We start from the raw sequence: 24,871 nt of genomic DNA, 5'->3' as shown, positions 1-24,871 counted from the left end.
TTTTTTCATTTTAGTACCGATTCAATCATTCATAATTTCTCACATTTCTATACTCAATATTCCTCAATTAAGCATTTGAATCTTTCATATTTATGCTTTAATCAATGTCGCTCGCAAAAATATAAAAGGATCGAATAGATGGCTGTTGCAATTAAAACTCGTGAAATTCAATACCAAGCAAAAGATGGAACAACTTTAATCGGTTATTTTGCTGCCCCTGAATCTACACAACCTGTTGCAGGTGTCATCGTGGGTCCTGAATGGTGGGGACGAAATGAATATACTGAGCAACGTGCCAGAGAACTTGCTGAACATGGTTTTGCTGCATTGGCAGTTGACATGTATGGCGACAAAAAAGTAACCACCGTTGCTACACAGGCCAATGAATGGATGATGCAAACCTTTCAAGATGCCCATACCATTGTAGATCGCAGCTCAGCCGCACTTACCACCCTTGCCAATCAACCTGAAGTCGATGGACAGCGCCTTGCTGCAATTGGTTTTTGTTATGGCGGAAAAGTCATGCTTGATTTGGCGCGATCAGGCGCGGATTTAAAAGCAGTGATCACATTTCACGCCAATTTATCAGCGCAAAACCCCGCACAATCAGGAAAATTTAAAGCTGAGGTTTTAGTTTTACATGGTGAAAAAGACTCTATGGTGTCTTTGGCAGATGTTGAATCATTCAAGCAAGAAATGAATCATGCACAAGTAAAATCTGAAGTGACCATTCTCAAAGATGCCAAACATGGCTTTAGTAACCCACAAGCAGATGAACGTGCCAAAGCCAATGGTGTAGATCTAGGTTATAACGCAGAAGCTGAACGCGCAGGATTAACTGCGATGTATCAGCTGTTAGATCGTACATTGGTTTGATTTTGAATCTGATGTAGGACCTTAACCCGTAAACAAGGAGTTTAAAAATGACTGAGATAAAATGCCCTTATTGTGAATTTGAAGAATTTGACATCATTGATAAAAATGAATTTGGTGCAATTTTGCCTGAACAAAATCCTTTGTCTAAAGGGCATTCAGTCATTATCCCGTTGCGCCATATCGATTCTTTTTTTGAGGTTTCAGAAAAAGAGCGTAAAAGCCTCTCTTCGCTGTTGGAATTGGCACGCAATGAACTCAAAATCCGTCATCAACCAGAAGGTTTTCACATTACCTTTAATGACGGTAATGTTTTTGGTGAAGAACAAAATAAACATTTCCATATCCATATCATTCCACGCTATAAAAATGAACCGCTCAAACTGGATCAGCGTTGGGGTATCATCAACGAAAAATGATCCTTTGCCCATGCTATAAAAAAGACGCAAGCGCGTCTTTTTCAGTTCAATATATTGCTTCATTCAATTCTGTTTTTTATCACCTGCAAAGTGTGCCACTTTATATCGTTAAACCGCCTAAATTTTCGTACAAGTGATTTATCTTCTAAAAGATTTATGCTTTTTATATGAATTTTTAAAAGTTTTGCTAGCATGAAGCGACATGGATGCCGCCATGTTGGGCAGGGGGACAAAGCACTGCTTTGTTTGCAGTACGACAATGCCGAGAGCAAAGTGAAACATCGCCTGCGCAGCACAATTTAAACTCTAGATCTAAAGCCTGACATTGAAAGCTTTATATCGGCAAACAATAGATGTATTGCATTGATTTTATTGATCTAGAAATTATATTTAATGTATGCGTTTTTCAGCAGCTCGCCTATAAAATTAAATTCTGACTATTCAAAACGCGTTATCCTCACCAATCTCATGCACAGTATTCAGATAATTTTCTGTAATCCATTCGAATTTGGTTATACTGAGCCACCTATTTTTGCACTAGATCGATATGTCGCAATTTTCATTTTCAGATGCATTACTGACTTGGTTTGATCAACACGGACGCCATGATCTGCCTTGGCAGGTGGCAGATGATCCCTACAAAGTTTGGGTCTCTGAAATTATGTTGCAACAAACCCAAGTCAAAACAGTACTACAGTATTTTGATAGATTTATTCAACGCTTCCCTACCGTTGACGATTTAGGTCAAGCATCATGGGATGATGTTGCACCTTATTGGGCAGGCTTGGGTTATTACGCACGGGCCAGAAACTTACACAAAGCTGCGACGGTTGTCAGCCAACAAGGATATTTTCCAAGCACTCTGGAACAATGGATGGAGCTTTCAGGTATCGGGCGTTCGACTGCAGGTGCACTCATGTCACTTGGCTTACGCCAATATGGTGTCATTATGGATGGCAATGTAAAACGCGTGTTAGCGCGATTTTTTGCCATTGAAGATGATCTCAGTAAATCTGTACATGAACGGGCAATGTGGCAATTGGCTGAAAGTCTGTGCCCAACTGAACGCAATCATGACTATACTCAGGCAATTATGGATTTAGGTGCAACCATCTGCACCCCTAAAAAACCATTATGTCTATATTGTCCAATGCAGCAACATTGCCAAGCCCACCAACAGGGATTAGAAACGGAACTCCCTTATAAAAAACCTAAAAAGCCAGTTCCTGTAAAAACCGGTAAAGTTTTACTGATTGAATCTCAAGGACAATGGTTGTGGGAGCAACGTCCTAATAGTGGTCTATGGGGAGGACTATGGAGTTTACCAATATTTGAAACCGAGGCTGAACTGCAACAGATCAGTGAACGTTTAAAGCTGGTTTCAACCGTTGAGCCTGTACAGATTTCGCACAGTTTCACTCATTTTACCTGGATATTGACCGCACATATCATTCATGTTGAAAAAGACCAAGCTGAATATCTCCAAGCTGAACTTGGCGGTGAATGGCTCACGCCACAAAAAGCTACACAAATGGGCATACCCACAGCCATGAAAAAATTGATCTCAGCAATCAAAATATGACATAGTCAGGCACGGGTATTCTGATCATTTTTTCAATTTTAATTTACCCTTTTTTAAACCTCAAAGCTGAAATTTGAAACTAGAAAAAAGGATGTCTCGTGCCACGTCGTATCCAATATTGTATGATTGCCCTTTTTGCAATTATTTTAACTGCTTGTACTACCGCACCCAAAAAAACCAGTAGTACCAGACCGCATCTTCCGCAAGCTCAGATTAATCGTTTAAAAGCAATGCCGCTCCCTACACGCCTGGCGATTCCTGTCGATGGTGTCAAACCACAAAATCTCACCGATACATGGGGAGCCTCACGAAGTGCTGGACGCGCGCATGAAGGCATTGACATCATGGCTTCACGTGGAACCAAAGTGTACAGCAATACTGAAGGGGTGATTACTAGTTTAAAAAGCAATAACTTAGGCGGTAATGTCATTTGGCTAATGGGACCTGGTGGCGCTTATCATTACTATGCGCATTTGAATGATCACCGACGTGGTTTAAAAGAAGGAGACTACGTTAAAAAAGGTGAACTGATCGGTTATGTGGGCAATACAGGAAATGCACGACATACTGCACCTCATTTACACTATGGACTATACTTAAGAGGTAAGGGTCAAGGTGCAGTAAACCCTTATCCATATTTACGTTAAATTTAAATTAGATATTTAGGAATATTCCATGTCAGAAGCATTGCTTGAGCGTTTAGTTGAATTTGCAGAATCAGGCAATCAACAAAAAATTGTCCTCAATGGGCAAAGCCATCAAGGCTGGATTATGGAAATAACCAATGAAGCCCTCATGATCAGTACTGGCTTTGCAGATAAGACGGGTAAAGATATTTGGATAAATTTCACTGACCTAGACGCTGCCCAACTTTCATATTGGGATAATAAACAAGATCAATGGGTCGAATTTAAACTCTAAATACACTAAAAAATGGAGCATCTTTCATGATCAAAAAACGCTGCGGTTGGTGTTCAGATGATCCAATTTATATTGAATATCACGATCATGAATGGGGTAAACCAAATCGTAATGAGCAACATTTATTTGAAATGTTATGCCTCGAAGGACAACAAGCAGGATTATCTTGGATTACTGTTTTAAAAAAGCGTGAATCTTATCGAACACATTTTTTTAATCATCCAATTCAAACCATTGCTGAATTTACTGAACAGGATTTGGCGTTGAAATGCCAAGATACGGGACTCATTCGCCATATTGGTAAACTTACCGCTATTCGTGACAATGCGATTGCATGGCAAACCATGAAAGCGAAAAATATTGATATGGTGGATTGGCTTTGGGATTTTGTTGATCAACAGGTCCAGTTGAATGATGTTCCTGATTATCGACAAGCACCTGCACAAACTGAAGCTAGCCTTACGTTGTCTAAAACTTTGAAGAAAAATGGCTTTAAGTTTGTCGGTCCAACAACATGCTATGCATTCATGCAGGCTGTTGGAATGGTCAATGACCATGAAAATGATTGTATGTCGCGCTAAATTTTACTTAAAACAGGAAGGATTCATATGTCAGCCAATATCATTCAATCCTATGCAGCCCTAGAAGCAGGCGCTGAACTTGTACCCTTTCAATTTGATGCTGGTGATTTAGCGCCACATCAAGTTGAAGTTAAAGTTGAATACTGCGGTTTATGCCACTCTGATGTTTCAGTGATTAACAATGAATGGGGAAATGCAGTTTTTCCAGTCGTTGGCGGTCATGAAATTATTGGATTGATCACTCAGTTGGGTTCAGAAGCAAAAGGCTTAAAAGTCGGACAGCGTGTGGGAATTGGCTGGACAGCAGAAAGTTGTCAACACTGTGACCCATGTGTCAGTGGACAACAAGTGCTGTGTACGGGTGAGAAAAAAGCCACGATCGTTGGTCATGCCGGCGGTTTTGCGGATAAGGTTCGTGCCGGGTGGCAATGGATTATTCCTCTTCCGGAAGATTTAGACCCTGAAAGTGCAGGTCCACTGTTATGTGGTGGAATCACGGTTTTTGATCCAATTTTAAAACACCAAATCCAAGCCATTCACCATGTTGGCGTGATTGGAATTGGTGGTTTGGGTCATATGGCCATTAAACTACTCAAAGCTTGGGGATGTGAAATTACCGCATTCACCTCTAATTTAGATAAGTCAGATGAGCTCAGAGCGATGGGCGCAGACCATATCGTCAATAGTCGTGATGCAAACGACTTAAAAGCCCAACGCGGCAAATTTGATTTATTATTATGCACGGTGAACGTAAGTCTAGACTGGAAAGCATATCTGAATACGCTTGCTCCAAATGGCACCATTCATATGTTAGGAATGGTTCTTGAACCTATGCCCATTCCTGCAGGTACATTGATCAGTGGCGCAAAATCAGTAACAGGTTCTCCAACAGGCTCCCCTTTTGCATTACGTCAATTGTTGCAATTCGCAGCCCGCAAAAATATTGCGCCACAAATCGAAGTGTATCCAATGTCAAAAATTAATGAGGCTTTGGAACGTCTTCATTCAGGAAAAGCTCGTTATCGTATTGTGTTAAAAGCGGATTTTTAATTTTAGCTTTTTCTGCAATCCGCTGAATGATCTTGGATAGGAGGCTTATATACTCCTATCCTATACGGAACTTATTCGACTTCTAATTTTAAATAACGGTAAACCGTGAATGTAAATCATTTTTTATTAATCATTCATATATTCCGTTGGTTTAAGCCACACTCTTGGCTGACAATTCAGCTCTGACCCAATCTGCCAATAACATGATGGCGTCCTGAATATCCTGAGACAATTCATGTCCTGCATTGAGACGGATACAGTTGTTATAACGATGATCTTCACCAAAAATAATACCCGGAACAATATTGATACTGTATTGCTGTGCATAGTAATACAACGCCAAACTGTCCACTTGTTCAGGAAATTGTAACCACAGCGCATAACTTCCCTGCGGTTGATTCAAACGGATACTCACACCATGAAAGGCATACTGGATAAATTGTCGATACTGCTCGACCTGTGCCATCAACTTAGGACGTAATTCACTCAGATGCTGACGATAGGCTCTGCTATAAATCATATCGGCTAGCCCCAATTGCAAAGGCGTATTTACTGAAACATTCTGTAAAATCAGTCTTGCATGTAAATGTTGCAAACGCTGTGGCAAACAAAACCAGCCTACCCGATAAGAAGTCGATAGAGACTTGGAGACTGAGCTACAATACACCACATAGCCTTGTTGATCCCAATATTTAATTGGCAAAGGGCGTTTGGCATTAAAACTGCATTCTGCATAAATGTCATCTTCAATGACATAGCATTGATATTTAGCCGCAAGTTGTGCAATGCGTTCTTTCTCAGCATTACTGAGACAAAAACCGAGCGGATTTTGAAAATTGGCTGTCAATAAGCAGATTTTTACGCCCGGGCTTTGCATTTCTTGCTCTAAACGGTCTAGATCAAAACCCTCTGTGTTGGCAGGGATTTCAATAATTTTTCGCTTTAACAAAGCCAATAACTGTAACTGTCCATTATAGTTCGGGGTTGGCACAATCACACTATCGCCAACTTGAGTCAGACTCTGAATCATGACTGACAAGGCTGGCATACAGCCATTACTGATATAAATATCTTCTTTCGCAATGTAAAAACCATCTTCAGCCCAATGTGCAGACAAAGCCTCCCTCAATTGAAGATGCCCTTGCCGATCGTTATATAAAAAATCTTCAGGTTTACTGTGCTTTAAAGCACGTTGGACCGAACGGCGTATAGCTTCTACCGGGACCAGATTAGGGGAAAGTTGAATCGAACCGAGATGAATCAATTTATTATTAATCGCTGCTTCATGAATTTGTATTTGTAATTCCAAATTAGAAACTTCACGCGCTCTGGACTTAAAATCGGGGTGATCAGGTACTGCGATTTGAGGACTATTAGGCAATGCCTGTACAAAATAACCTGACTTTTCTTTTACAAAAATCAAGCCTTGCGCTTCAAGTAATTCATAACAGCTTTTAGCCGTATTCAAACTCACCTTTTGTAATTCGGCAAATTGACGTAAAGAACTAAGACGCTGCCCTACGGTTAATTCACCACAATAAATTTTCTGCGCAATCTGCTGTGCCAAGACCTGATACTGAAAAGCCATATCTGTACCCAAATTTTAATATTTGTTGTATCTGTACCTGTAAATCTAACAGATCTATGCTTCTTTTACAGCCAGTTTTTAAAACATAATTGATTTGAAAGGAGAAAATAATGAGAATCATCGCTCTTGTCAGCCTTGCTTTGGTACTCAGCGCCTGTCAGCCTCAACAAGTCAATAAAGTTGCCCAGCAGCAACATTTTGTATGTAAATCTTTGATTGAAGGCTTTTTAAAAACACAGCGTTTGGGAAACTATCAACTTGATCACTTATACCCTACGCTACATGAAAGTGTAGCTGTCAGACACTATCATTACCGTGCCAGTGGTGATCAAACTGTCAAAATTAATATGCCTGTACAGAAAAATTTGGAATTCCAATGCCAGCAAACCTCTGCAGAGCATTTCGAAATTCATTTGGTGACACCGCAACAGCCCAATAATGCCCCAATATTGAGTCTAGATTTACCCCCACAAAAGACTATCGAAACCTTGACAGCTTTTGCGCTAAAAACTCAATAAATAAACGTACACGTTTAGGCAAATGTTCTTGTTGATAATAAACTGCATGGATGTGTTGCTCGTAAATTTCTATTTGATCTTCAAATAGAGCGATCAACCTTCCCTCTCTGAGATCTTTAAGTACCTCAAATGCTGAAAGTCTGGCTATGCCATGCCCACGAAGACAAAGCTGACGTACTGTTTCACCGCTAGATGCTTTGATTTTAGGTTGTACTGTCAATTTTTCACCATTTACACGGATGGGCCAGGTATTCAGATGATTTACCTTACTAAATCCAATTTGAACATGGTTGAGGATATCCTGTGGGGTTTCAGGATAACCATTTCGTGCTAAATACTCAGGGCTGGCAACAATGTATAAACGACTTTTACACAGCAATCTTGCATGTAGGCTGGAGTCATTTAATTCTCCAAAACGTATTGCCACATCCGTTTTATGTTCCAATAAATCAATAATTTGATCATTGCTGTTTAATTCAATTTCAATTTCTGGATAAAGCTGAGAAAACTCCTGCATTAAGGGTGCAATCACATGCAATACAAAAGGAGTAGCCGAATCGACACGAATCAAGCCAGAAGTGTCACTGTCCGACTTCAGTAAAGCATCTTCAGCTTCATTCAGGTCATGTACAATTTTTCGGGCTTTTTCTAAAAATAATTGACCTTCCTGAGTTAACTTAAGCTTCCTTGTGGTGCGCTCCAATAGCGTGACATTAAGTTTAGATTCAAGCCGTTGCAAAGCCCGACTCACGCCAGAAGTGGTTTGTTCAAGATGTGTTGCAGCTGCAACGATCGAACCACTATCCACAATATTGATAAAGGCCTGTAATTCCTCAAGTGTAGATTTCATCGTAATAACCGCACACTTTATTGTTGATTTATAGTCAATAATATTTTGCATATTCCTGTATTTTTCCGCAACAATTAAAGGAGCAAAATAGCGCTAATCTCAGAAAACACAGTGAGTCCCTCATGACACACATCGTTCCTCAATTTGGTGTAGGTACTTTTCGCTTAACAGGTCAAACCGTGATTGATTCAGTCAAAAATGCGCTAGATGTCGGTTACCGTGCTGTAGATACAGCACAAATCTATGGCAATGAAGCCGAAGTGGGTCAGGCAATTGCTGAAAGCCATATTCCTCGTGATGATTTATTTATCACCACAAAGATATGGACAGACAATTATCAAGCAGACAAACTCATTCCAAGCCTGAAAGAAAGCCTGTGCAAACTACGCACAGATGCTGTTAATTTAACGTTAATCCATTGGCCTGCACCCAGTTTAGGTATTTCTGTTGCAGACATGATGCACAATCTTTTGGAAGCCAAGAAACTTGGCTTGACTGAACATATTGGGATTTCAAACTTCAATATTGACTTGTCACAGCAGGCAATTGATGCTGTGGGACTTGAACATATTGCGACCAACCAAATTGAACTGAGTCCTTATTTGCAAAACTCAAAATTGGTAGATTTCTTAGAATCTCGGCATATTGATGTGACCTCATATATGACTTTGGCTTACGGTAAAGTTTTAAACGATCCTGTATTGGCTGAAATTGCCCAGCAACATCAAGCTTCTACAGCACAAATTGCATTGGCATGGGCATTGCAACAAGGTTTTGCAGTCATCCCATCATCAACCAAGCGAGAAAACTTAATCGCAAACTTAAAAGCGCAAGAGATTCGACTTTCTGCTGAAGAAATGCAGATGATTGCACAATTAGAACGCAATGGTCGTGAAGTTGATCCTGAAAACCTAGCACCGAAGTGGGATGTTTAAATTGGTGCTCAGTTGAAATGATTATTTTTGCTCGATGAAACAACATCAATTGCTTTGCAAAGTTCTATTTTGTGAAGCATTGATGTTTGTTTGACTGCATCAAAATCCAAATTCAAAACCTTGTGTTGAGCATCAGCATCCAAGAATTGTGTTGCTGCTATAGATCTGCAGATCGCACGGCTGTACTTCGTCATTTTTCAATCTTCGGCATATTTGAGATCTTTCATGAAATTAAATTTTCCTCTGTTTGCTTTAGCCATCGGTGCTTTTGCAATCGGAACAACTGAATTCTCCCCAATGGGTTTTCTTCCTCAAATTGCAGAAAACCTGAATATCTCAATTCCCACCGCGGGGATGCTGATCACGGCTTATGCCTTGGGTGTGATGATTGGTGCTCCGATCATGACCTTATGGTTTGGACATTTTTCACGGCGTAAAGCACTGATTTTAGCCATGAGTATTTTCACAGTGGGAAACATTCTTGCGGCAATTGCGCCTAATTATTGGGGACTGATGGGCGCGCGAATTCTGACCAGTCTAAATCATGGTGTATTTTTTGGGATTGGCTCGATTGTTGCCACCAGTGTTGTCGCTAAAGACAAACAGGCCAGCGCTGTCGCCATGATGTTTATGGGACTTACCATTGCCAATATTGGTGGAGTACCTTTAGCTACTTGGGTTGGGCAAAATATCGGTTGGCGTATGTCCTTTGCCGCCATAGCGATCTTGGGTATCATGACCATGTTGGCTTTATGGAAAGCCCTACCTGTAGATACCACGAGGCAGCGTCCCAATCTAAAAGCCGAACTGAAAGTATTAACTCGCTTGCCTGTTATTTTTGCCTTGTTAACCACAGTGATGAGTGCAGGTGCTATGTTTACGCTCTACACCTATATTGCACCGAGCTTGCAAAGTATCACCCATGCCAGCCCAATGTATATCACCCTGATGCTGGTATTAATTGGCATCGGTTTCTCTATTGGAAATCATCTCGGTGGGAAATTTGCAGATCAATCACTGAATAAAACACTGACAGGCTTTTTAGTGCTATTAATGCTGTCCATGTTACTGTTTCCAATCTTGGCACAAACACCGCTTGGAGCAGCATTGGCGCTCATCGTTTGGGGAACTGCAGCCTTTGCCGTGGTACCTCCATTACAAATGCGCGTCATGTCTGTTGCACATGAAGCACCCGGACTGGCATCTTCGGTAAATATTGGGGCATTTAACTTAGGCAATGCTTTAGGAGCAACCGTTGGTGGAGCAGTCCTCAGTATGGGTATGAACTATTCAGCTGTTTCGATTGCAGGTGCTGTACTTACCGCATTGGGATTGGTTTTGGTCTTTATCCAGATCAAAATAACAAAAGAACCCGTTCATCAACTCAGCTCATTTTAAAGCACCCAATCCTCTGTGACTGAATAAGTTTATTATCCCCCCTGCATCATCATATGATGCAGGGAATCAAAACTGCAGAAAACTGACTCGTCTACCCTATAGCTGATCATTTTAAAATTTCAGGTAATGCAGCAAGCTTGGTATTCTTCGCCAGTTCAATTTTCATCTTTTGCAACATTTGATAAGGCTGTTGCTCAACCAGCAGATTGGTCACGCTTGCTGGAATTGAACCTTCAGGATTGGCATGTCCAGAGGTGATTACTTTCACTTTATTCGGGCCCAATTTTTGGAAAGTCCAATCCCCCGCATAATCTTTTAGTCGCACGTAATCTGAGTTCAGCGCTTTACCTTGTTGGACCGCAGCGTTTTTAATATAAATCGTGCCATTGCTGTCTTTAGACATCGTTCCTTTCACCACCATGTCACGATCTTTTAAAGGAAAAGGAAAGTCTAAAACCATATAAATACTGAACTCACCCTTTTTATCATCCCGAGATAACACTTCAGCTTTAGCAACATTCGGCACCCACTTAGATGAGTTATTGACATCCAATACTAAAGCAACAGCGCGCTCAATAGGTACATCCAGTGTGGTTTCGGCTTTATAGGACAGAACAGGATTATTGATATCTTTATACGTCCAAACCTTAATGTTGTTTTTGTTCAGACTCAATTTAGCATTGTTCGGTAAAGCAGCTTGTGCAGTCAGGCTAAAAGCACTGACTACACAACTCAGTAACATCACTGTTTTTTTCATTTTTTATGTTCAAAATTTAACTCATTGTTATAATTCTAGCGCAACATGTTTTAAGCTTGAATATCATTTAAGCCTAAAACGTCCTTCATATCGTATTTTTTTGCTTCTTTTCCGACAACCCATGCTGCTGCACGTACAGCACCTGCCGCAAAATTCATGCGATTGGTTGCTTTGTGCGTCACTTCGACACGCTCACCCTCACCAATGAACATCACAGTATGCTCACCGACAATATCACCGCCACGAATGGTTTCAAAACCAATGGTTTCGCGCTCACGTGGACCTGTGTGACCTTCACGACCATAAACCGCCACTTTCTTCAAATCACGACCTAAGGTTTCCGCAACCGCTTCACCCATCATCAAAGCCGTTCCTGATGGTGCATCTACTTTATGACGATGGTGAGCTTCGATAATCTCGATATCCACTGTATCACCAAATACTTTTGCAGCCAGCTCAAGCAATTTAATGGAAACATTGACACCTACTGAGTAGTTTGCAGCATACACAATTGGCGTCTCTGCCGCAGATTGATTCAACAAGGTCTTTTGCTCATCTGAAAAACCTGTTGTTCCAATCACCATTGCAACACCCGCTCCACGACATAACTTTAGATGGCTCTCTGTAGCCACAGGTGCAGTAAAATCAATCACGACATCAACGTCTTTTAAGATTTCTTCCAAACTGCCTACCACTTTAACACCCACAGCGCCAATGCCAGCAAGTTCTCCTGCATCTGCACCAATCAACGTACTTTCTGGACGCTCAACAGCTGCCGCAAGTTGATAACCCGCTTGTTGTACCGCTTGAATCAATGTACGGCCCATACGACCGCCTGCACCTAAAATACCAATACGTGGAGCTGCTGACATACGATCTTCCTAAATCTGAATTTGAAAATTTGGCTCTACTATAACAAAACTCAGTTCCAAGACGACGATTCCATTTAAAAAAATACCTTGAACTTTTTAATTACTTCAAAATCTGACTGTGTGATGGATCGTAAATTGACTCAACGAAGAAATAGATGAATATTAAAAAAGATATTGATAAAACTTTGAAACATTTACAGCGTTGCTCAAGCGATTTTCATCAAAATGCAAGAATCGCACCGCAGACTACTGCCACGAATGAAAATAATATGGATGATAAGGAGACCAATATGCATTCGAATAAAATGGCTTTTGTACTTGTGCTCGCAATAATGATGACCAATGTTTGGGCTGAATCTGTACCAGCGTCAACCTCTGCGCTTGTAGAAGAAAAAGCAGTAACTCAAGGCAACACAACTGCGCCTGCAGAAACACCAACAGAAGTTCGTGTTGAAGACATCGATGCTCCAATTCTTGAGTAGTTCTGGTTTGTTGTTATCATTAGAGGGTATGGGGGGCGTATCCTCTAATGTTAAAACTGCTTGACTCATTTACAAAAGCATCAATATGAAATCATCAAAACAAAAATTCCACTCATGGTCGCAGCTAGCCATTCTTATTTTTCAATTTTTATAGAATATTTAGAAACTCAAATCAAAAAACAAAACCATTTTAAATAAAATTTAAGCTAAATAGATAAGTATTAAAAATCTCGGAAATCTTACAAAGAATAGCTCAACCCAAGGACATATCATGCAAATTAAAACCATAATTTTCGGACTGATGATCACAACAGCGGTTTCATTCAGTTGGGCACAAGAGTCTTCAACACCCACTGAAGCTCAGACAATCCCTTCATCCACTCCAGCAGTAATTCTTCCACAAGATGACAATTCAATCGATGCTGCCCCAGATGATCATGAATTTGATCTTTCACAATCGAACCAAACCACAAAATAAAAAATGGAGCAACAGCTCAATGTTGCTCCATTTTTTAATGCTTTTATGACTGAATTAAACTTAATCAAATAATCGGTCAAAGAAAGATTTTTTCTTCGGCGAAGATTTATTGTCATCGCTTTCCATTGTTGCTTGAAGTTCTTTCAACAACTCACGTTGGCGACTGGTCAAATTCACAGGTGTTTCTACTACAATACGGCAGAGTAAATCACCTTGCATGCTACTGCGCACAGGTTTTACCCCTTTACCGCGTAAACGGAACATTTTGCCAGTTTGCGTACCTTCTGGCACTTTCAAACTAACACGACCATCTAAAGTTGGAATCTCAAGTTCCTTACCCAAGGCAGCATCAGCAATGCTCACAGGAACATCCATATACAAGTCTGCCCCGTCACGTTGGAAGATGTCATGTTCACGCACAACCACTTCAACGTATAAGTCGCCAGACTGGCCATCACGGATTGCTTCGCCTTTACCTGTCAGGCGTACACGATCACCGTTATCTACACCTGCAGGGATGGTAACTTCAAGCGTTTGTTGACGATCTGAAACTCCAGAACCATGACACTTGTTACAAGGGTTTTTAATGATTTTTCCTTGCCCACGACAAGTGCTGCAAGTCTGTTGGACTGAGAAAAACCCCTGTTGCATACGTACCTGACCTGCACCATGACAAGTCTTACACGTTTCCACATCATTCGGATTTTTTGAACCTTTGCCGTCACAGGCATCGCACGGTGCTGGTGCCGTGAAAGTAATGGTTTTTTTCACGCCTTTCACTGCTTCTTCAAGCGTTAATTCCATGACATAACGCAGGTCTGAGCCACGACGTGCACGTTGTTGACCACGACCGCCACCGCCAAAAGCACCACCGAAAATATCACCAAACTGGCTGAAAATATCTTCGGCACTGAATCCACCGCCGAAGCCGCCGCCGCCCATACCACCTTCAAAGGCATTGTGACCCATACGGTCATACATGCTACGTTTTTCACTGTCCGAAAGCACTTCATAGGCTTCCGCACACTCTTTAAACTTTTCTTCAGCTTCGGAATTGTCAGGGTTGCGATCTGGATGATACTTCATCGCCAACTTACGGTAGGCTTTTTTAATTTCATCATCACTAGCGGTTTTAGCAATACCTAAAACCTCATAATAATCACGTTTAGCCATGATTGGCGATGCTCCACAAAAATTTGATAATACTTCTATGCAGAGTAAATTGGGGGCGATGTTATTTTTTACAAGTTTGAAATCTAGTTTTTTTTAAAAAACTGCTTTTTTCTGTAAATATTTTGTAAAACCCTTAAACCAAATATTGAGTAAATATAGCCATGCTATCGCACTAAACACCACACCTGCCACCGTGCATGCCTTCACCCAGATAAAGCTATCCCAATAGAAAAACATTAAAGGAATAAACCACAATGCAGCAAAAGCCGCTAGAATCAAAAAAATGACAGCATTGCGCATAATCCACAATGCTTGTGCATGTATCCATACCTCTGCATCATTTGCTACTGCTACCTTGCGCGCTAACCAATATGCGAGCACTGCTGTAATCACCGTAAATAATGCAAGAAACATAAACAAATAAGAGCTCGTAATGAACTTACGATGCTGTTCTGGATTTGTTTGCCCCATGGGTGTTTTTGACCTCAAATTCATCGCATACTGATTGACTTATTATGCAATGAAATTTCCTATGTTATTTTCTGTTAAAGATTAAGTGCTACTATATTGAAGTTTTCAATTTTTCGCACCTAATATTCACAACAAATTATGTATTTTCTGTAGTTTTTTTAATCTTAAACCAAGTCGCATATAGCGCAGGTAAGAAAAATAAGGTCAAAAGTGTAGCGATAATTAATCCACCCATAATCGCAACAGCCATCGGACCAAAGAAAATACTACGCGACAACGGTATCATCGCCAAAACAGCGGCCAAGGCGGTAAGAATAATTGGACGGAAACGGCGTACCGTTGCGTCCAGAATTGCATCCCATTGATTATGTCCAGCCCGAATATCCTGCTCAATCTGATCGATCAGAATTAAAGAGTTCCGCATAATCATGCCTGACAGTGCAATCGTACCGAGCATTGCCACAAAGCCGAACGGTTTATTAAATAACAGCAGGAATAAAACCACACCAATCAAACCCAACGGCGCGGTCAAAAACACAATGAAAGAACGTGAAATACTTTTCAACTGAATCATCAAAAGCGTAAATACCACTGCCAGAAATAGGGGCATACCTGCATTCACAGACGTCTGTCCTTTGGCAGATTCCTCCACTGTTCCACCCACTTCAACCAAATAGCCACTTGGTAAAGTTGCTCGAAGTTGATCCATTTTTTCCGCCATTTCATTCACAACGGTAGCCGGCTGTAATTTCGTTCGAATATCTGCACGTACGGTAATGGTGGGTAAACGATTGCGATGCCAAATCAAACCATCTTCAAACTTATACTGTAGTGTGGCGATCTGTGCCAAAGGTACAGTGGTGCCTTTGCTGGTCGGTACAGCCAAACTTGACAATGCTTCCACATTAATCCGTTCAGCCTGATCTCCACGGATACGTACATCAATCAATTCACGTTTTTCACGATACTGATTGATGATCGCGCCTGAAATCGAACTGTTTAAGAAATTCGCCAAATCTTCAGAACTTACGCCCATTTGACGCGCACGATCTTGGTCGATCACTAAAGAAATGATTTTACTTTGCTCTCCCCAATCCAAATGCACATTGCCTGTATTCGGATTCTCACTCAGCAGTTGAGCAACTTTCTGTGCTTCCTGACGTACAACAGCAACGTCTTCACCAGATACACGATACTGCAAGGGGTAACCGACTGGAGGACCATTTTCCAACAGAGACACCCTTGTCCGCACCTGTGGCAATAATTGGCGAATTTGAGTGTCTAAGGATTTACGAATTTCATCCCGATCATCCAATGATGATGCCAGCACCACAAACTGTGCAAAACTGGCCTGTGGCATTTGTTGATCAAGTGGCAAGTAAAAACGGGGAGAGCCTGTACCAACATAAGCGACATAATTATCGATGCCTTTCTGTTTGGATAAAAAAGCTTCGACTTTTTTCACAGCATTTTCGGTTGCTGTCAGTGAAGCCCCTTCTTCTAATTTTAAATCAACCAGAATTTCTGCGCGATTTGAAGGTGGAAAGAACTGCTGTGGAACAAACTTAAACATTATCACCGACAGTACAAATACACCGACGGTAATGGAAATGACGGTTTTACGATAAGTCACACACCAGTTCACCAACTTTCTAAAGCCTTGATAAAATTTCGATTGATAGGGATCAAAATGCTCACCCACATGATGAATCACAGGTTGCGGTTCTGGCTGTTTACGCAATCTTGCATAAAGACGCTGATACCACGGTGCTTTTTGGGCTTCTTTACTAAAATCAGGCAGTAATTTATCGCCTAAATAAGGTACAAAAATGACCGCGGCAAACCATGAAACAACTAAAGCAATGGTCACCACCTGGAAAATCGAGCGTGTATATTCACCTGTACTTGATGCAGCTGTCGCAATCGGTAAGAAGCCTGCTGCCGTAATCAATGTCCCTGTCAGCATTGGAAATGCCGTACTGGTCCATGCAAAGCCTGCGGCTTTCATCCGACTATAACCTTGCTCCATTTTGATCGCCATCATTTCGACGGCGATAATGGCATCATCAACCAATAGTCCGAGGGCTAAAATCAGTGCCCCTAAAGAAATTTTATGCAGACCAACATCAAACAAGTTCATCCCTGCAAAGGTCATGGCGAGCACCAATGGGATCGAAAAGGCGACCACCAATCCGGTTCGGAAACCCAAAGAGAAGAAACTCACCAATAAGACAATGATCACGGCCTCAGCAAGAACTTTCACGAATTCATGAATACTACGCTGTACTGCAACAGGCTGATCTGAAACTTTTTTCAGTTCCATGCCTAAAGGTAAAGTTTTCTGTAGCGTCTGGAATTCGGTTTCCAGATTTTTACCCAAGGCAATGATGTCACCACCTTTACGCATGGACACAGCAAGACCAATACCATTTTCGCCCATAAAACGCATACGGGGCTGTGCCGGCTCGCTAAACCCCCGATAAACCTCAGCTACATCGCCCAGTTGAATGGTTTTATTTCCCACCAACAATGGCATCTTTTTCAGGTCGTCAACACTCTTTAAAGCCCCACTGACACGAATCTGAATACGGTCGGTGCCGGTTTCGAAAAATCCTGCACTGGTAACACTATTTTGTTTTGCCAAAGCTTCTTGGATTGCCGTAACCGGGACACCCATCTGCACCGCTTTGGTATTTGAAAGTTCAATCCAGATCTTTTGATCTTGTAAGCCAACCAAATTGACTTTGCTGACATCTTTGACTCGCTGTAAGCGAAGCTGTAATCGATCGGCATACTCTTTAAGCGTGGCATAGTCGAAGTCTTTGCCTGTCAAAACATAAATATTTCCAAATGTGTCGCCAAACTCATCATTAAAGAATGGACCTTGAACACCAGCAGGTAACTGGGTTTTGATGTCACCGACTTTTTTACGTACTTGGTACCAAACATCCGGAATTTGACTGGACTTCAAAGAGTCCTTTGCCATAAACATGACCATAGACTCACCGGGACGAGAGTATGCCATGATCTTGTCATACAGCCCTGTGCTCATGAGCTCCTTTTCAACCTTGTCGGTGATTTGCAAAGACACTTCCTGTGCCGTTGCACCCGGCCAATAAGTTTGTACCACCATAACTTTAAAGGTAAAAGGTGGATCTTCACTTTGAGACAGTTTGGAATAAGAAAATAACCCGACAATTCCCAGCAAAATCATAAAATAAAGTACTAAGCCTTTATTTTTAAGTGCCCATTCGGACAAATTAAAGGAGTTAAATAGACTCATGATCATGCCCCTTTTTGGATAGTTACGGCACGATTTTCACGATCTATCGGTTTAATTTTTTGCTTGTCACGGAGTAAGTGAACACCGCCAACCACGACCCATTGTCCAGCATTCAAACCACTTAATACCGTGACATTGTCACGCCCATAACGACCTAAGGTTACTGAAACCCTACGAATGGTCTGATCAGGATTGACCACCCAGATATAAGCCTGATTGTTATTGGCTGAAACACTGGTGAGCGGAACACTCAAGCTGTTTTGAATATTTTGATTGAAAAACACCCGTGCACTTTGACCCAATTGAATGGCTGATTGCCCTTCTTTTAAAGCCACTTTGACGGTAAAAGTACGTGACTGATCAGCGGCAGGCGAAATCTCACGGACATAAGCTGCAAATTTATCCTGAGGTTTTGACCACAAGGTAATCCATGCACTTTGACCCACTTTAATTTCAGAAATTGCCTGTTCAGGAACGCCGATAACGACTTCACGATCACCATCAATTGCCAGTTGATAAGCTGCTTGACCAGCCGAAACCACTTGCCCAATTTCAATATTACGTTGCGTAATCACTCCATTTTTATTGGCAATCAGCTGGTTATAACCCGTTTGGTTGGCACTCACATCATAGTTTGATTGTGCTTGTTTAAGACTTGCCTGCGCTGCGTCATACTGATTTTTGATAGCATCGTATTGTGAACGGCTGACTGCATTGATCGGTAACAACTGTTGGAAGCGTTTAAATTCATCCGCTGCAACTTTGGCAGCAGATTGAGCACTTTCAAGTTGTGCTCTTGCTGAGTTCAACTGTAATTCAGCATCTTTGACATCAAGCTTTGCCAAAACCTGTCCGACCTTGACCCGATCACCAACATCGACATAGCGTGCAGTGATCTGCCCGCCAACTCGAAACGCCAATGCAGTTTGTTGACGCGCCTGCACATCGCCTGCATAGCTTTTCTGATCTTCTTGGGAAGTCAATGGTTGGGCAACCATTACCAAGGGAACCTGTTCCACTTCGGGGACTGGTTTACTACACCCCACCATGATGATACTCCACAATCCCAATAGGCTTATGATCATTAAATTTAGTCTACGCATAGGCAAGGCTCTTATTCAAATGCTTTCTTTTTTGGAAAATACAATGAGAATTCAAGATTTATTGATCATTCATCTGTATACAGCAAACAAAACCACACTTTGTTCTTTCTCAAGTTTTCGCTAAAATTATCTCAGTGCGCGTTAAGAATTTTGAAAATAGTCTCTATTTTCTTGATTCGTAGTCTGCCGATTTATTTTTAGCCAATAACGCAAGCCATTGATGAAGTATCAAAATACCTTTTCGTTGCTCATTTTTTAATTAATATACTGCATGGTACAATAATTGTGAATCATGTTTTGAGTAATTGACCTAATTTTGTTTTTTTGGGAATTATTGTGCAAACAACAGTTGGCCGTCCAAAGGACTTAGAAAAACGTAAACACATTGTAGAAGCAGCAAAAAAACTGTTTCTAAAGCTCGGCTATCACGGTTCCAGTATGAACCAGATTGCCAAAGAAGCAGGTGTGACCAAACTGACCGTATATAACCATTTTCAAGATAAAGAAACTTTATTTAGCTGCGCCATTGAAGAAACCTGCGAAGAATCGATTAATGCCCGCCCATTACGCCTCAATGCTGATAGTGATTTTTATGCACATTTTTTTCAGGCCTGCGAACTGGCGATGAGTGTCATCAATTTACCCGAAGCCATTAAACTGGAACATTTATTATTGGAACTTGCCGCAGAAAAGAATCCATTGGCGCTGCAATTTTATAATTCGTCCCATCAGAGAATGTGTTCGGTATGGCAAGACTTTTTTCAACAAGCCACCACCCTGCAATTTATTCAGGCAGACCAAATCGACAAACAGATCAATTTGATTTTGTCTTTATTGCTCGGTGTTCGGCATCACGAGGTCCTACTAGGAATTCGTCCAACTCCAACAGCGCAAGAAAAACAGCAAATCATCAAAGAAAGTATTGATTTATTTATGCTGAAATATAAGCCATGAGAGTGCTATTAAAAAACTAAATAATGTGCAATTGCTGTTTCAGGCATACTCGAAGCTGTAATACGCAAATTACCCCGAATACAACTCAATGAAAAACAAATCAAAGTCGACTTCTTGCACAGTCACTTACATACTTTTGTAGGGAGTCCCTTGGATTGTGATGGAATCACGTTATATTCAAGATAACAAGAATTGGAGAGTGACAAATGGTTCAACAAATTGATGCTCCACTGCGTGAAGATGTACGCTTGCTCGGAAATCTTTTAGGTGAAACCTTAAAGGAACATGCAGGACAAGATTTGTTTAATCAAATTGAACAGATTCGTGCCTTAGGCAAAGGCGCCCGTGATGGTCAAATTGAAGCAGAAAAACAACTTGAACAATTATTTTTAAATTTAAAAGATGATGAAATTCTGCCTCTGACCCGTGCATTCTCACACTTTCTGAATTTTGCCAATATTGCAGAACAATATCATGTGGTGCGTAGCCGTCGCCAAAGTGAATGTGATGAAAATGCACCATCACCGAATGTTTTAGATCATTTATTTACCAAGTTTAAAGATCAGCAAATTTCGACTGAAACCCTTTATAAGCAAATCTGTGAATTAAAAATTGAATTGGTCCTCACCGCACATCCAACAGAGGTCAGTCGCCGTACTTTAATTCAAAAATATGATGGGATTAATCACTGTCTTTCAACATTTGATCAGCAAAAACTTACACCAAAACAACGTGCTGAAGTGCTGACTGATTTAAAACAATTGATTTGCTCAGCATGGCAAACGGATGAGATTCGTCAACATCGTCCAACCCCTATTGATGAAGCCAAATGGGGCTTCACCACCATTGAACAAACGCTGTGGAATGCGGTACCCAAATTTATCCGTGAGTTGGACGATCTTGTTCAAGATAACTGTGCCCAAGCCTTACCTTTGGATATTTCACCGATTCGTTTTGCATCATGGATGGGGGGTGACCGTGATGGAAACCCAAATGTTACCCATAACATTACCCAAGAAGTTTTGTGGTTATCTCGCTGGAAAGCTGCTGATTTATATGTTCGTGATATAGAAGATTTGCGTTGGGAGCTTTCAATTGAGGCGTATTCCAACGAATTGCATCAAGCTTTAGGCTATAGCCATCCAGAACCTTATCGTGAATATTTACGTGCAACCCGTGAACGTTTAAAAGCCACTCGTCAATGGTTGGCGGACAAATTGCGTGGTCAGCACTCAGATGTTGACCGCAGTTTAATCATTCGCCATAAAGATGAATTATTACAGCCACTGTTGCTTTGTTACCGCTCACTCATGGCATGTAATTTGCCAGAAATTGCCAACGGCAAATTGCTCGACTTTATCTATCGTGTCAATTGCTTTGGAATTGAGTTATTGAAGCTGGATATTCGTCAAGAATCAGGCCGTCACCGTCAAGCCATCTCTGCGATTACCGAATATCTTGGTTTGGGCAATTTTGAGACATGGACTGAACAAGCCCGTCAAAACTTCTTATTGCAAGAATTACAAAGCAAGCGCCCACTTTTACCAAAACATTTAAATGAACCTGCCAATAGCCTGATTGAACATCCTGATGTTCAAGAAGTCTTTGCAACCATGCGTACTTTGGCAGAGCAGCCCAAAGAAAGTTTGGGTGCTTACATCATTTCAATGGCGGAATATCCAAGTGATGTGTTGGCGGTACTGTTACTACAAAAAGAAGCAGGAATCGAACACCCTCTACGTGTAGTACCATTATTTGAAACCTTGAAGGATTTGGATGGTGCCGCAAATACCATGACGACCTTGTTCAATATGCATTGGTATAAACAGCATATCCAAGGCAAACATGAGGTCATGATTGGTTACTCTGACTCTGCCAAAGATGCAGGCTTTATGTCGGCAAATTGGGCACAGTATCGTGCGCAAGAAGAGTTGACTGCAATTGCAAAACAACACGGCGTACAATTGACCCTGTTCCACGGTCGTGGCGGCTCCATCAGTCGTGGTGGTGCACCCACTCAACAGGCGCTATTTTCCCAACCACCTGGCTCAATTTCAGGTGCAATCCGAGTGACTGAACAAGGTGAAATGATCCGCTTTAAATTCGGTTTGGAAGAAATCGCTTTACAGAATTTAGAAATTTATGCGGCTGCGACATTGGAAGCAACCTTGTTACCGCCCCCTGTGCCAAAGCAGGCATGGCGAGATTTGATGCACAATATGACCGACTTATCGGTTCAGGTGTATCGCCAGACCGTTCGGGAAAATCCTCATTTTGTAAAATATTTACGTACCGTTACACCTGAACTTGAGTTGCAAATGTTACCGCTTGGCTCACGTCCAGCGAAACGTAAAGTCAGTGGTGGAATTGAATCCTTACGCGCCATTCCTTGGGTTTTTGCATGGACACAAATTCGTTTGATGCTTCCTGCTTGGTTGGGTACGGGAGCAGCCATCAACCAAGTGATTGATCAAGGTCAGAAAGCTGTTCTGGATGAAATGCTGGCGGAATGGCCTTATTTCCAAACCTTAATTGATATGCTGGAAATGGTGCTGTCCAAAGCAGACTCAAATATTGCCCTCTATTATGAATCGCATTTAACTGATGATGACGATTTAAAAGTGCTTGGTGCTGAATTACGTCAACGTCTCCACGATGCTGTACAAACGCTGTTAGCAATGAAAGGTGAGTCAGAACTTCTAAGTTCCAACGAAGTGCTTGATCAAGCCATGAAAGTACGTAAACCGTATTTGTTGCCGTTACACTTACTGCAAGCTGAACTGATGAAACGACGCCGTGCTTATTTGGCTGAACGTCAAGCTGAACATACGCCAGTAGATCATGCGCTGATGGTGAGTATTGCCGGTATTGCGGCAGGTTTGCGGAATACCGGTTAATCCACTCAACGTCTGGTCACTTTTTATTTCCCGTTCAAGAGAATGTCATTTGACATTCTCTTGAGTTTTTATAAAAGTGCCAACTGATTCAAATATTTTAAACGATCAATCACTTTTTTTAATCAATCAAAAAACATCTCATTTTTTCTTCCTTTTGAAACTAAATTTTTTTAATACTTTGATTTTACGTATTAACATCAATTAATTATTTGACCAAATGGTACAAAACATCACTTTTTCCTAATAAATGCAAGCGTTTAGTTTGACTAAAATGATTAAAACTCTCGAAAAGAAAGCGTATCATGTGTCCAATTTGTCTTTCGAGCGCTCAATTTATGTCCAACTGGTTTCCCAAATGGCGTCCGTATTCTGGCAGCATTGATGCAAGACCTGTCGGTACCAATGAGTATTTACCTCCTGCACAAAGCATCGTTTTAGGGATTCAGCATGCTTTTGCAATGTTTGGTGCAACTGTACTTGCACCGTTCTTGATGGGCTTTGACCCAAACCTTGCTATTTTAATGTCAGGAATCTGTACGATTCTGTTTTTTATCGTGACGGGTGGTCGTGTTCCAAGTTACTTGGGGTCAAGCTTTGCCTTTATTGGTGTAGTGATCGCGGCAACGGGATATGCTGCTTCAGGCACAGGCACACCCAATGTAAATATTGCCCATGCAGCAGGTGGTATTATGGCGTGCGGGGTGTTGTATGCAATCTTTGGTTTGATTGTGATGGCAACAGGTACCAAATGGATAGAAAAGCTGATGCCTCCTGTCGTTACAGGTGCTGTGGTCATGATTATCGGTCTAAACCTTGCGCCCGTTACAGTAAAAGGTGTTGCAGGTAATAACTTTAATATGTGGATGGCATTGGTGACTGTACTTTGTATGGGTTCGATTGCGGTATTCACCAAAGGATTGCTGCAACGTTTACTGTTATTGGTGGGTTTATTGTTGGCTTATTTGATCTATTTCATTGTTGCCAATGTGATGGGTAACGGTTCTCCGATTAATTTTACCCCGATCCAAGAAGCGGCCTGGTTTGGCACACCGACATTCCATTCACCAGTTTTTGATGTCAATGCGATGTTGATCATTGCGCCAATCGCATTGATTCTTGTTGCAGAGAACTTAGGTCATATTAAAGCAGTCAGTGCCATGACTGGAGAAAATTTAGATCCACACATTGGTAAAGCGTTTGTTGCTGATGGTATCGCAACAACGCTTTCAGGTGGTGTTGGTGCTCCTGGTATGACCACATACGGTGAGAATATCGGTGTGATGGCAGTCACCCGTGTTTATTCAACGATTATTTTTGTGATTGCGGGTGTCTTTGCCATTTTCTTGGGCTTTTCACCAAAGTTTGGTGCAATTATCCATACTATCCCAACTGCGATTTTAACCGGTGCTTCGATTGTGGTTTTTGGTTTAATCACCATTGCGGGTGCAAAAATCTGGATTGAAAATAAAGTCGACTTTTCTAAAAATAAAAATCTGATGGTTGCTGCTGTGACGATTATTTTAGGTACAGGTGACTTTGCCCTTCAATTTGGTGATTTCAATCTGGGTGGTATTGGTACTGCAACGTTTGCGGCACTGATTCTCAACTGGTTCTTTAGTTTAAACGATAAATCAGAATAATTCATTGAAGACATTTCGAGGCTGCCTTACAGGTAGCCTCGTTATG

The 24,871-nt window shown here is 41.3% G+C and carries 23 protein-coding genes; 15 read left to right on the top strand and 8 right to left on the bottom strand.

Features of this window, described 5'->3' with window-relative positions:
* Window positions 1-138 precede the first annotated feature (138 nt).
* The 7 genes from IMO47_RS11585 (at window position 139) to IMO47_RS11555 (ending at window position 5,426) form a co-directional block, all read left to right on the top strand.
* Window positions 139-876, top strand: a complete 738-nt coding sequence (locus tag IMO47_RS11585) for a dienelactone hydrolase family protein (protein ID WP_196075128.1) — start codon at window positions 139-141, stop codon at window positions 874-876.
* A 47-nt stretch (window positions 877-923) separates the two neighbouring features.
* The gene (locus tag IMO47_RS11580; RefSeq protein ID WP_196075127.1) at window positions 924-1,292 is read left to right on the top strand and encodes an HIT family protein; all 369 of its coding nucleotides are present in this window, start codon (window positions 924-926) and stop codon (window positions 1,290-1,292) included.
* A 547-nt stretch (window positions 1,293-1,839) separates the two neighbouring features.
* Window positions 1,840-2,874 (top strand): A/G-specific adenine glycosylase, encoded by a 1,035-nt coding sequence (gene mutY, locus IMO47_RS11575; RefSeq protein ID WP_196075126.1) that lies wholly within the window; start codon window positions 1,840-1,842, stop codon window positions 2,872-2,874.
* Window positions 2,875-2,972: 98 nt separating this feature from the next.
* Window positions 2,973-3,521, top strand: coding sequence for a M23 family metallopeptidase (locus IMO47_RS11570; RefSeq protein WP_196075125.1), 549 nt, complete (start codon window positions 2,973-2,975; stop codon window positions 3,519-3,521).
* Between the two features lie 28 nt (window positions 3,522-3,549).
* Window positions 3,550-3,795 carry a hypothetical protein gene (locus tag IMO47_RS11565; RefSeq protein ID WP_196075124.1) on the top strand — a complete coding sequence of 82 codons (246 nt, stop codon included), beginning with the start codon at window positions 3,550-3,552 and terminating at the stop codon, window positions 3,793-3,795.
* Between the two features lie 26 nt (window positions 3,796-3,821).
* Entirely contained in the window at window positions 3,822-4,376 is a 555-nt protein-coding gene (locus IMO47_RS11560) for a DNA-3-methyladenine glycosylase I (protein WP_196075123.1), read from the top strand.
* A gap of 27 nt (window positions 4,377-4,403) precedes the next feature.
* On the top strand, window positions 4,404-5,426 hold the full coding sequence (locus IMO47_RS11555; protein WP_196075122.1) for an NAD(P)-dependent alcohol dehydrogenase: 1,023 nt from the start codon (window positions 4,404-4,406) through the stop codon (window positions 5,424-5,426).
* Between the two features lie 151 nt (window positions 5,427-5,577).
* On the opposite strand, the gene IMO47_RS11550 is transcribed toward IMO47_RS11555, so the two are convergent.
* On the bottom strand, window positions 5,578-7,014 hold the full coding sequence (locus IMO47_RS11550; protein ID WP_196075121.1) for a PLP-dependent aminotransferase family protein: 1,437 nt from the start codon (window positions 7,012-7,014) through the stop codon (window positions 5,578-5,580).
* Between the two features lie 110 nt (window positions 7,015-7,124).
* Here IMO47_RS11550 and IMO47_RS11545 point away from each other — a divergent pair, with 110 nt between their 5' ends.
* Complete coding sequence (locus IMO47_RS11545) at window positions 7,125-7,532, top strand: hypothetical protein (RefSeq protein WP_196075120.1); 408 nt, start codon at window positions 7,125-7,127, stop codon at window positions 7,530-7,532.
* Here IMO47_RS11545 and IMO47_RS11540 read toward each other — a convergent pair.
* Window positions 7,492-8,382, bottom strand: a complete 891-nt coding sequence (locus IMO47_RS11540; protein ID WP_196075119.1) for a LysR family transcriptional regulator — start codon at window positions 8,380-8,382, stop codon at window positions 7,492-7,494. The two genes, IMO47_RS11545 and IMO47_RS11540, sit on opposite strands and share 41 nt — an antisense overlap.
* 122 nt (window positions 8,383-8,504) lie before the next feature.
* Here IMO47_RS11540 and dkgB point away from each other — a divergent pair, with 122 nt between their 5' ends.
* Together dkgB and IMO47_RS11530 are read left to right on the top strand one after the other, a co-directional pair.
* Window positions 8,505-9,317: a 2,5-didehydrogluconate reductase DkgB gene (gene dkgB / locus IMO47_RS11535; protein ID WP_196075118.1), complete on the top strand. Its 813-nt coding sequence runs from the start codon at window positions 8,505-8,507 to the stop codon at window positions 9,315-9,317.
* A gap of 225 nt (window positions 9,318-9,542) precedes the next feature.
* The gene (locus IMO47_RS11530) at window positions 9,543-10,715 is read left to right on the top strand and encodes an MFS transporter (protein WP_196075117.1); all 1,173 of its coding nucleotides are present in this window, start codon (window positions 9,543-9,545) and stop codon (window positions 10,713-10,715) included.
* A 106-nt stretch (window positions 10,716-10,821) separates the two neighbouring features.
* On the opposite strand, the gene IMO47_RS11525 is transcribed toward IMO47_RS11530, so the two are convergent.
* Together IMO47_RS11525 and dapB are read right to left on the bottom strand one after the other, a co-directional pair.
* Window positions 10,822-11,472 carry an START domain-containing protein gene (locus IMO47_RS11525; RefSeq protein WP_196075116.1) on the bottom strand — a complete coding sequence of 217 codons (651 nt, stop codon included), beginning with the start codon at window positions 11,470-11,472 and terminating at the stop codon, window positions 10,822-10,824.
* 50 nt (window positions 11,473-11,522) lie between these two features.
* The gene (dapB, locus tag IMO47_RS11520) at window positions 11,523-12,344 is read right to left on the bottom strand and encodes a 4-hydroxy-tetrahydrodipicolinate reductase (protein WP_196075115.1); all 822 of its coding nucleotides are present in this window, start codon (window positions 12,342-12,344) and stop codon (window positions 11,523-11,525) included.
* A gap of 155 nt (window positions 12,345-12,499) precedes the next feature.
* Here dapB and IMO47_RS19645 point away from each other — a divergent pair, with 155 nt between their 5' ends.
* A complete protein-coding gene (locus IMO47_RS19645) occupies window positions 12,500-12,826 on the top strand; it encodes a hypothetical protein (protein ID WP_227552159.1) in 327 nt (108 codons plus the stop codon).
* 271 nt (window positions 12,827-13,097) lie between these two features.
* The gene (locus IMO47_RS11510; RefSeq protein WP_196075114.1) at window positions 13,098-13,304 is read left to right on the top strand and encodes a hypothetical protein; all 207 of its coding nucleotides are present in this window, start codon (window positions 13,098-13,100) and stop codon (window positions 13,302-13,304) included.
* A gap of 60 nt (window positions 13,305-13,364) precedes the next feature.
* Here IMO47_RS11510 and dnaJ read toward each other — a convergent pair whose 3' ends face one another.
* The 4 genes from dnaJ to IMO47_RS11490 all read right to left on the bottom strand — a co-directional run bounded on the left by dnaJ (window position 13,365) and on the right by IMO47_RS11490 (window position 19,334).
* Window positions 13,365-14,477, bottom strand: coding sequence for a molecular chaperone DnaJ (gene dnaJ / locus IMO47_RS11505; RefSeq protein ID WP_196075113.1), 1,113 nt, complete (start codon window positions 14,475-14,477; stop codon window positions 13,365-13,367).
* A gap of 93 nt (window positions 14,478-14,570) precedes the next feature.
* Window positions 14,571-14,948 carry a hypothetical protein gene (locus tag IMO47_RS11500; protein ID WP_196075165.1) on the bottom strand — a complete coding sequence of 126 codons (378 nt, stop codon included), beginning with the start codon at window positions 14,946-14,948 and terminating at the stop codon, window positions 14,571-14,573.
* 136 nt (window positions 14,949-15,084) lie between these two features.
* Window positions 15,085-18,231, bottom strand: coding sequence for an efflux RND transporter permease subunit (locus IMO47_RS11495; RefSeq protein ID WP_196075112.1), 3,147 nt, complete (start codon window positions 18,229-18,231; stop codon window positions 15,085-15,087).
* A 2-nt stretch (window positions 18,232-18,233) separates the two neighbouring features.
* Window positions 18,234-19,334: an efflux RND transporter periplasmic adaptor subunit gene (locus IMO47_RS11490; protein ID WP_196075111.1), complete on the bottom strand. Its 1,101-nt coding sequence runs from the start codon at window positions 19,332-19,334 to the stop codon at window positions 18,234-18,236.
* Window positions 19,335-19,670: 336 nt separating this feature from the next.
* Between IMO47_RS11490 and IMO47_RS11485 the strand changes: the two genes are divergently transcribed.
* The 3 genes from IMO47_RS11485 (at window position 19,671) to IMO47_RS11475 (ending at window position 24,825) form a co-directional block, all read left to right on the top strand.
* Window positions 19,671-20,288: a TetR/AcrR family transcriptional regulator gene (locus IMO47_RS11485; RefSeq protein WP_196075110.1), complete on the top strand. Its 618-nt coding sequence runs from the start codon at window positions 19,671-19,673 to the stop codon at window positions 20,286-20,288.
* A gap of 206 nt (window positions 20,289-20,494) precedes the next feature.
* Window positions 20,495-23,185, top strand: a complete 2,691-nt coding sequence (ppc, locus tag IMO47_RS11480; RefSeq protein WP_196075109.1) for a phosphoenolpyruvate carboxylase — start codon at window positions 20,495-20,497, stop codon at window positions 23,183-23,185.
* A 335-nt stretch (window positions 23,186-23,520) separates the two neighbouring features.
* Window positions 23,521-24,825: a solute carrier family 23 protein gene (locus tag IMO47_RS11475; RefSeq protein WP_196075108.1), complete on the top strand. Its 1,305-nt coding sequence runs from the start codon at window positions 23,521-23,523 to the stop codon at window positions 24,823-24,825.
* Window positions 24,826-24,871 lie beyond the last annotated feature (46 nt).

Source organism: Acinetobacter sp. Res13-Abat-PEC15-P4-01, from assembly GCF_015676285.1.
In the GTDB taxonomy this organism is placed as follows: domain Bacteria; phylum Pseudomonadota; class Gammaproteobacteria; order Pseudomonadales; family Moraxellaceae; genus Acinetobacter; species Acinetobacter nematophilus.
Note: the sequence above shows the minus strand (reverse complement) of the source record. Positions and strands in the feature narration are given on the sequence as shown.

Excerpts from the sequence above, each read along its gene's own strand:
- IMO47_RS11550 (WP_196075121.1), bottom strand. The coding sequence starts at position 7,014 with ATGGCTTTTCAGTATCAGGTCTTGGCACAGCAGATTGCGCAGAAAATT.
- IMO47_RS11565 (WP_196075124.1), top strand. The coding sequence starts at position 3,550 with ATGTCAGAAGCATTGCTTGAGCGTTTAGTTGAATTTGCAGAATCAGGC.
- dnaJ (WP_196075113.1), bottom strand. The coding sequence starts at position 14,477 with ATGGCTAAACGTGATTATTATGAGGTTTTAGGTATTGCTAAAACCGCT.
- IMO47_RS11560 (WP_196075123.1), top strand. The coding sequence starts at position 3,822 with ATGATCAAAAAACGCTGCGGTTGGTGTTCAGATGATCCAATTTATATT.
- IMO47_RS11585 (WP_196075128.1), top strand. The coding sequence starts at position 139 with ATGGCTGTTGCAATTAAAACTCGTGAAATTCAATACCAAGCAAAAGAT.
- IMO47_RS11490 (WP_196075111.1), bottom strand. The coding sequence starts at position 19,334 with ATGCGTAGACTAAATTTAATGATCATAAGCCTATTGGGATTGTGGAGT.
- IMO47_RS11580 (WP_196075127.1), top strand. The coding sequence starts at position 924 with ATGACTGAGATAAAATGCCCTTATTGTGAATTTGAAGAATTTGACATC.
- IMO47_RS11530 (WP_196075117.1), top strand. The coding sequence starts at position 9,543 with ATGAAATTAAATTTTCCTCTGTTTGCTTTAGCCATCGGTGCTTTTGCA.
- IMO47_RS11525 (WP_196075116.1), bottom strand. The coding sequence starts at position 11,472 with ATGAAAAAAACAGTGATGTTACTGAGTTGTGTAGTCAGTGCTTTTAGC.
- IMO47_RS11500 (WP_196075165.1), bottom strand. The coding sequence starts at position 14,948 with ATGGGGCAAACAAATCCAGAACAGCATCGTAAGTTCATTACGAGCTCT.
- IMO47_RS11475 (WP_196075108.1), top strand. The coding sequence starts at position 23,521 with ATGTCCAACTGGTTTCCCAAATGGCGTCCGTATTCTGGCAGCATTGAT.
- IMO47_RS11545 (WP_196075120.1), top strand. The coding sequence starts at position 7,125 with ATGAGAATCATCGCTCTTGTCAGCCTTGCTTTGGTACTCAGCGCCTGT.
- IMO47_RS11495 (WP_196075112.1), bottom strand. The coding sequence starts at position 18,231 with ATGAGTCTATTTAACTCCTTTAATTTGTCCGAATGGGCACTTAAAAAT.
- dapB (WP_196075115.1), bottom strand. The coding sequence starts at position 12,344 with ATGTCAGCAGCTCCACGTATTGGTATTTTAGGTGCAGGCGGTCGTATG.
- mutY (WP_196075126.1), top strand. The coding sequence starts at position 1,840 with ATGTCGCAATTTTCATTTTCAGATGCATTACTGACTTGGTTTGATCAA.
- dkgB (WP_196075118.1), top strand. The coding sequence starts at position 8,505 with ATGACACACATCGTTCCTCAATTTGGTGTAGGTACTTTTCGCTTAACA.
- IMO47_RS11540 (WP_196075119.1), bottom strand. The coding sequence starts at position 8,382 with ATGAAATCTACACTTGAGGAATTACAGGCCTTTATCAATATTGTGGAT.
- IMO47_RS19645 (WP_227552159.1), top strand. The coding sequence starts at position 12,500 with ATGAATATTAAAAAAGATATTGATAAAACTTTGAAACATTTACAGCGT.
- IMO47_RS11555 (WP_196075122.1), top strand. The coding sequence starts at position 4,404 with ATGTCAGCCAATATCATTCAATCCTATGCAGCCCTAGAAGCAGGCGCT.
- ppc (WP_196075109.1), top strand. The coding sequence starts at position 20,495 with ATGGTTCAACAAATTGATGCTCCACTGCGTGAAGATGTACGCTTGCTC.
- IMO47_RS11510 (WP_196075114.1), top strand. The coding sequence starts at position 13,098 with ATGCAAATTAAAACCATAATTTTCGGACTGATGATCACAACAGCGGTT.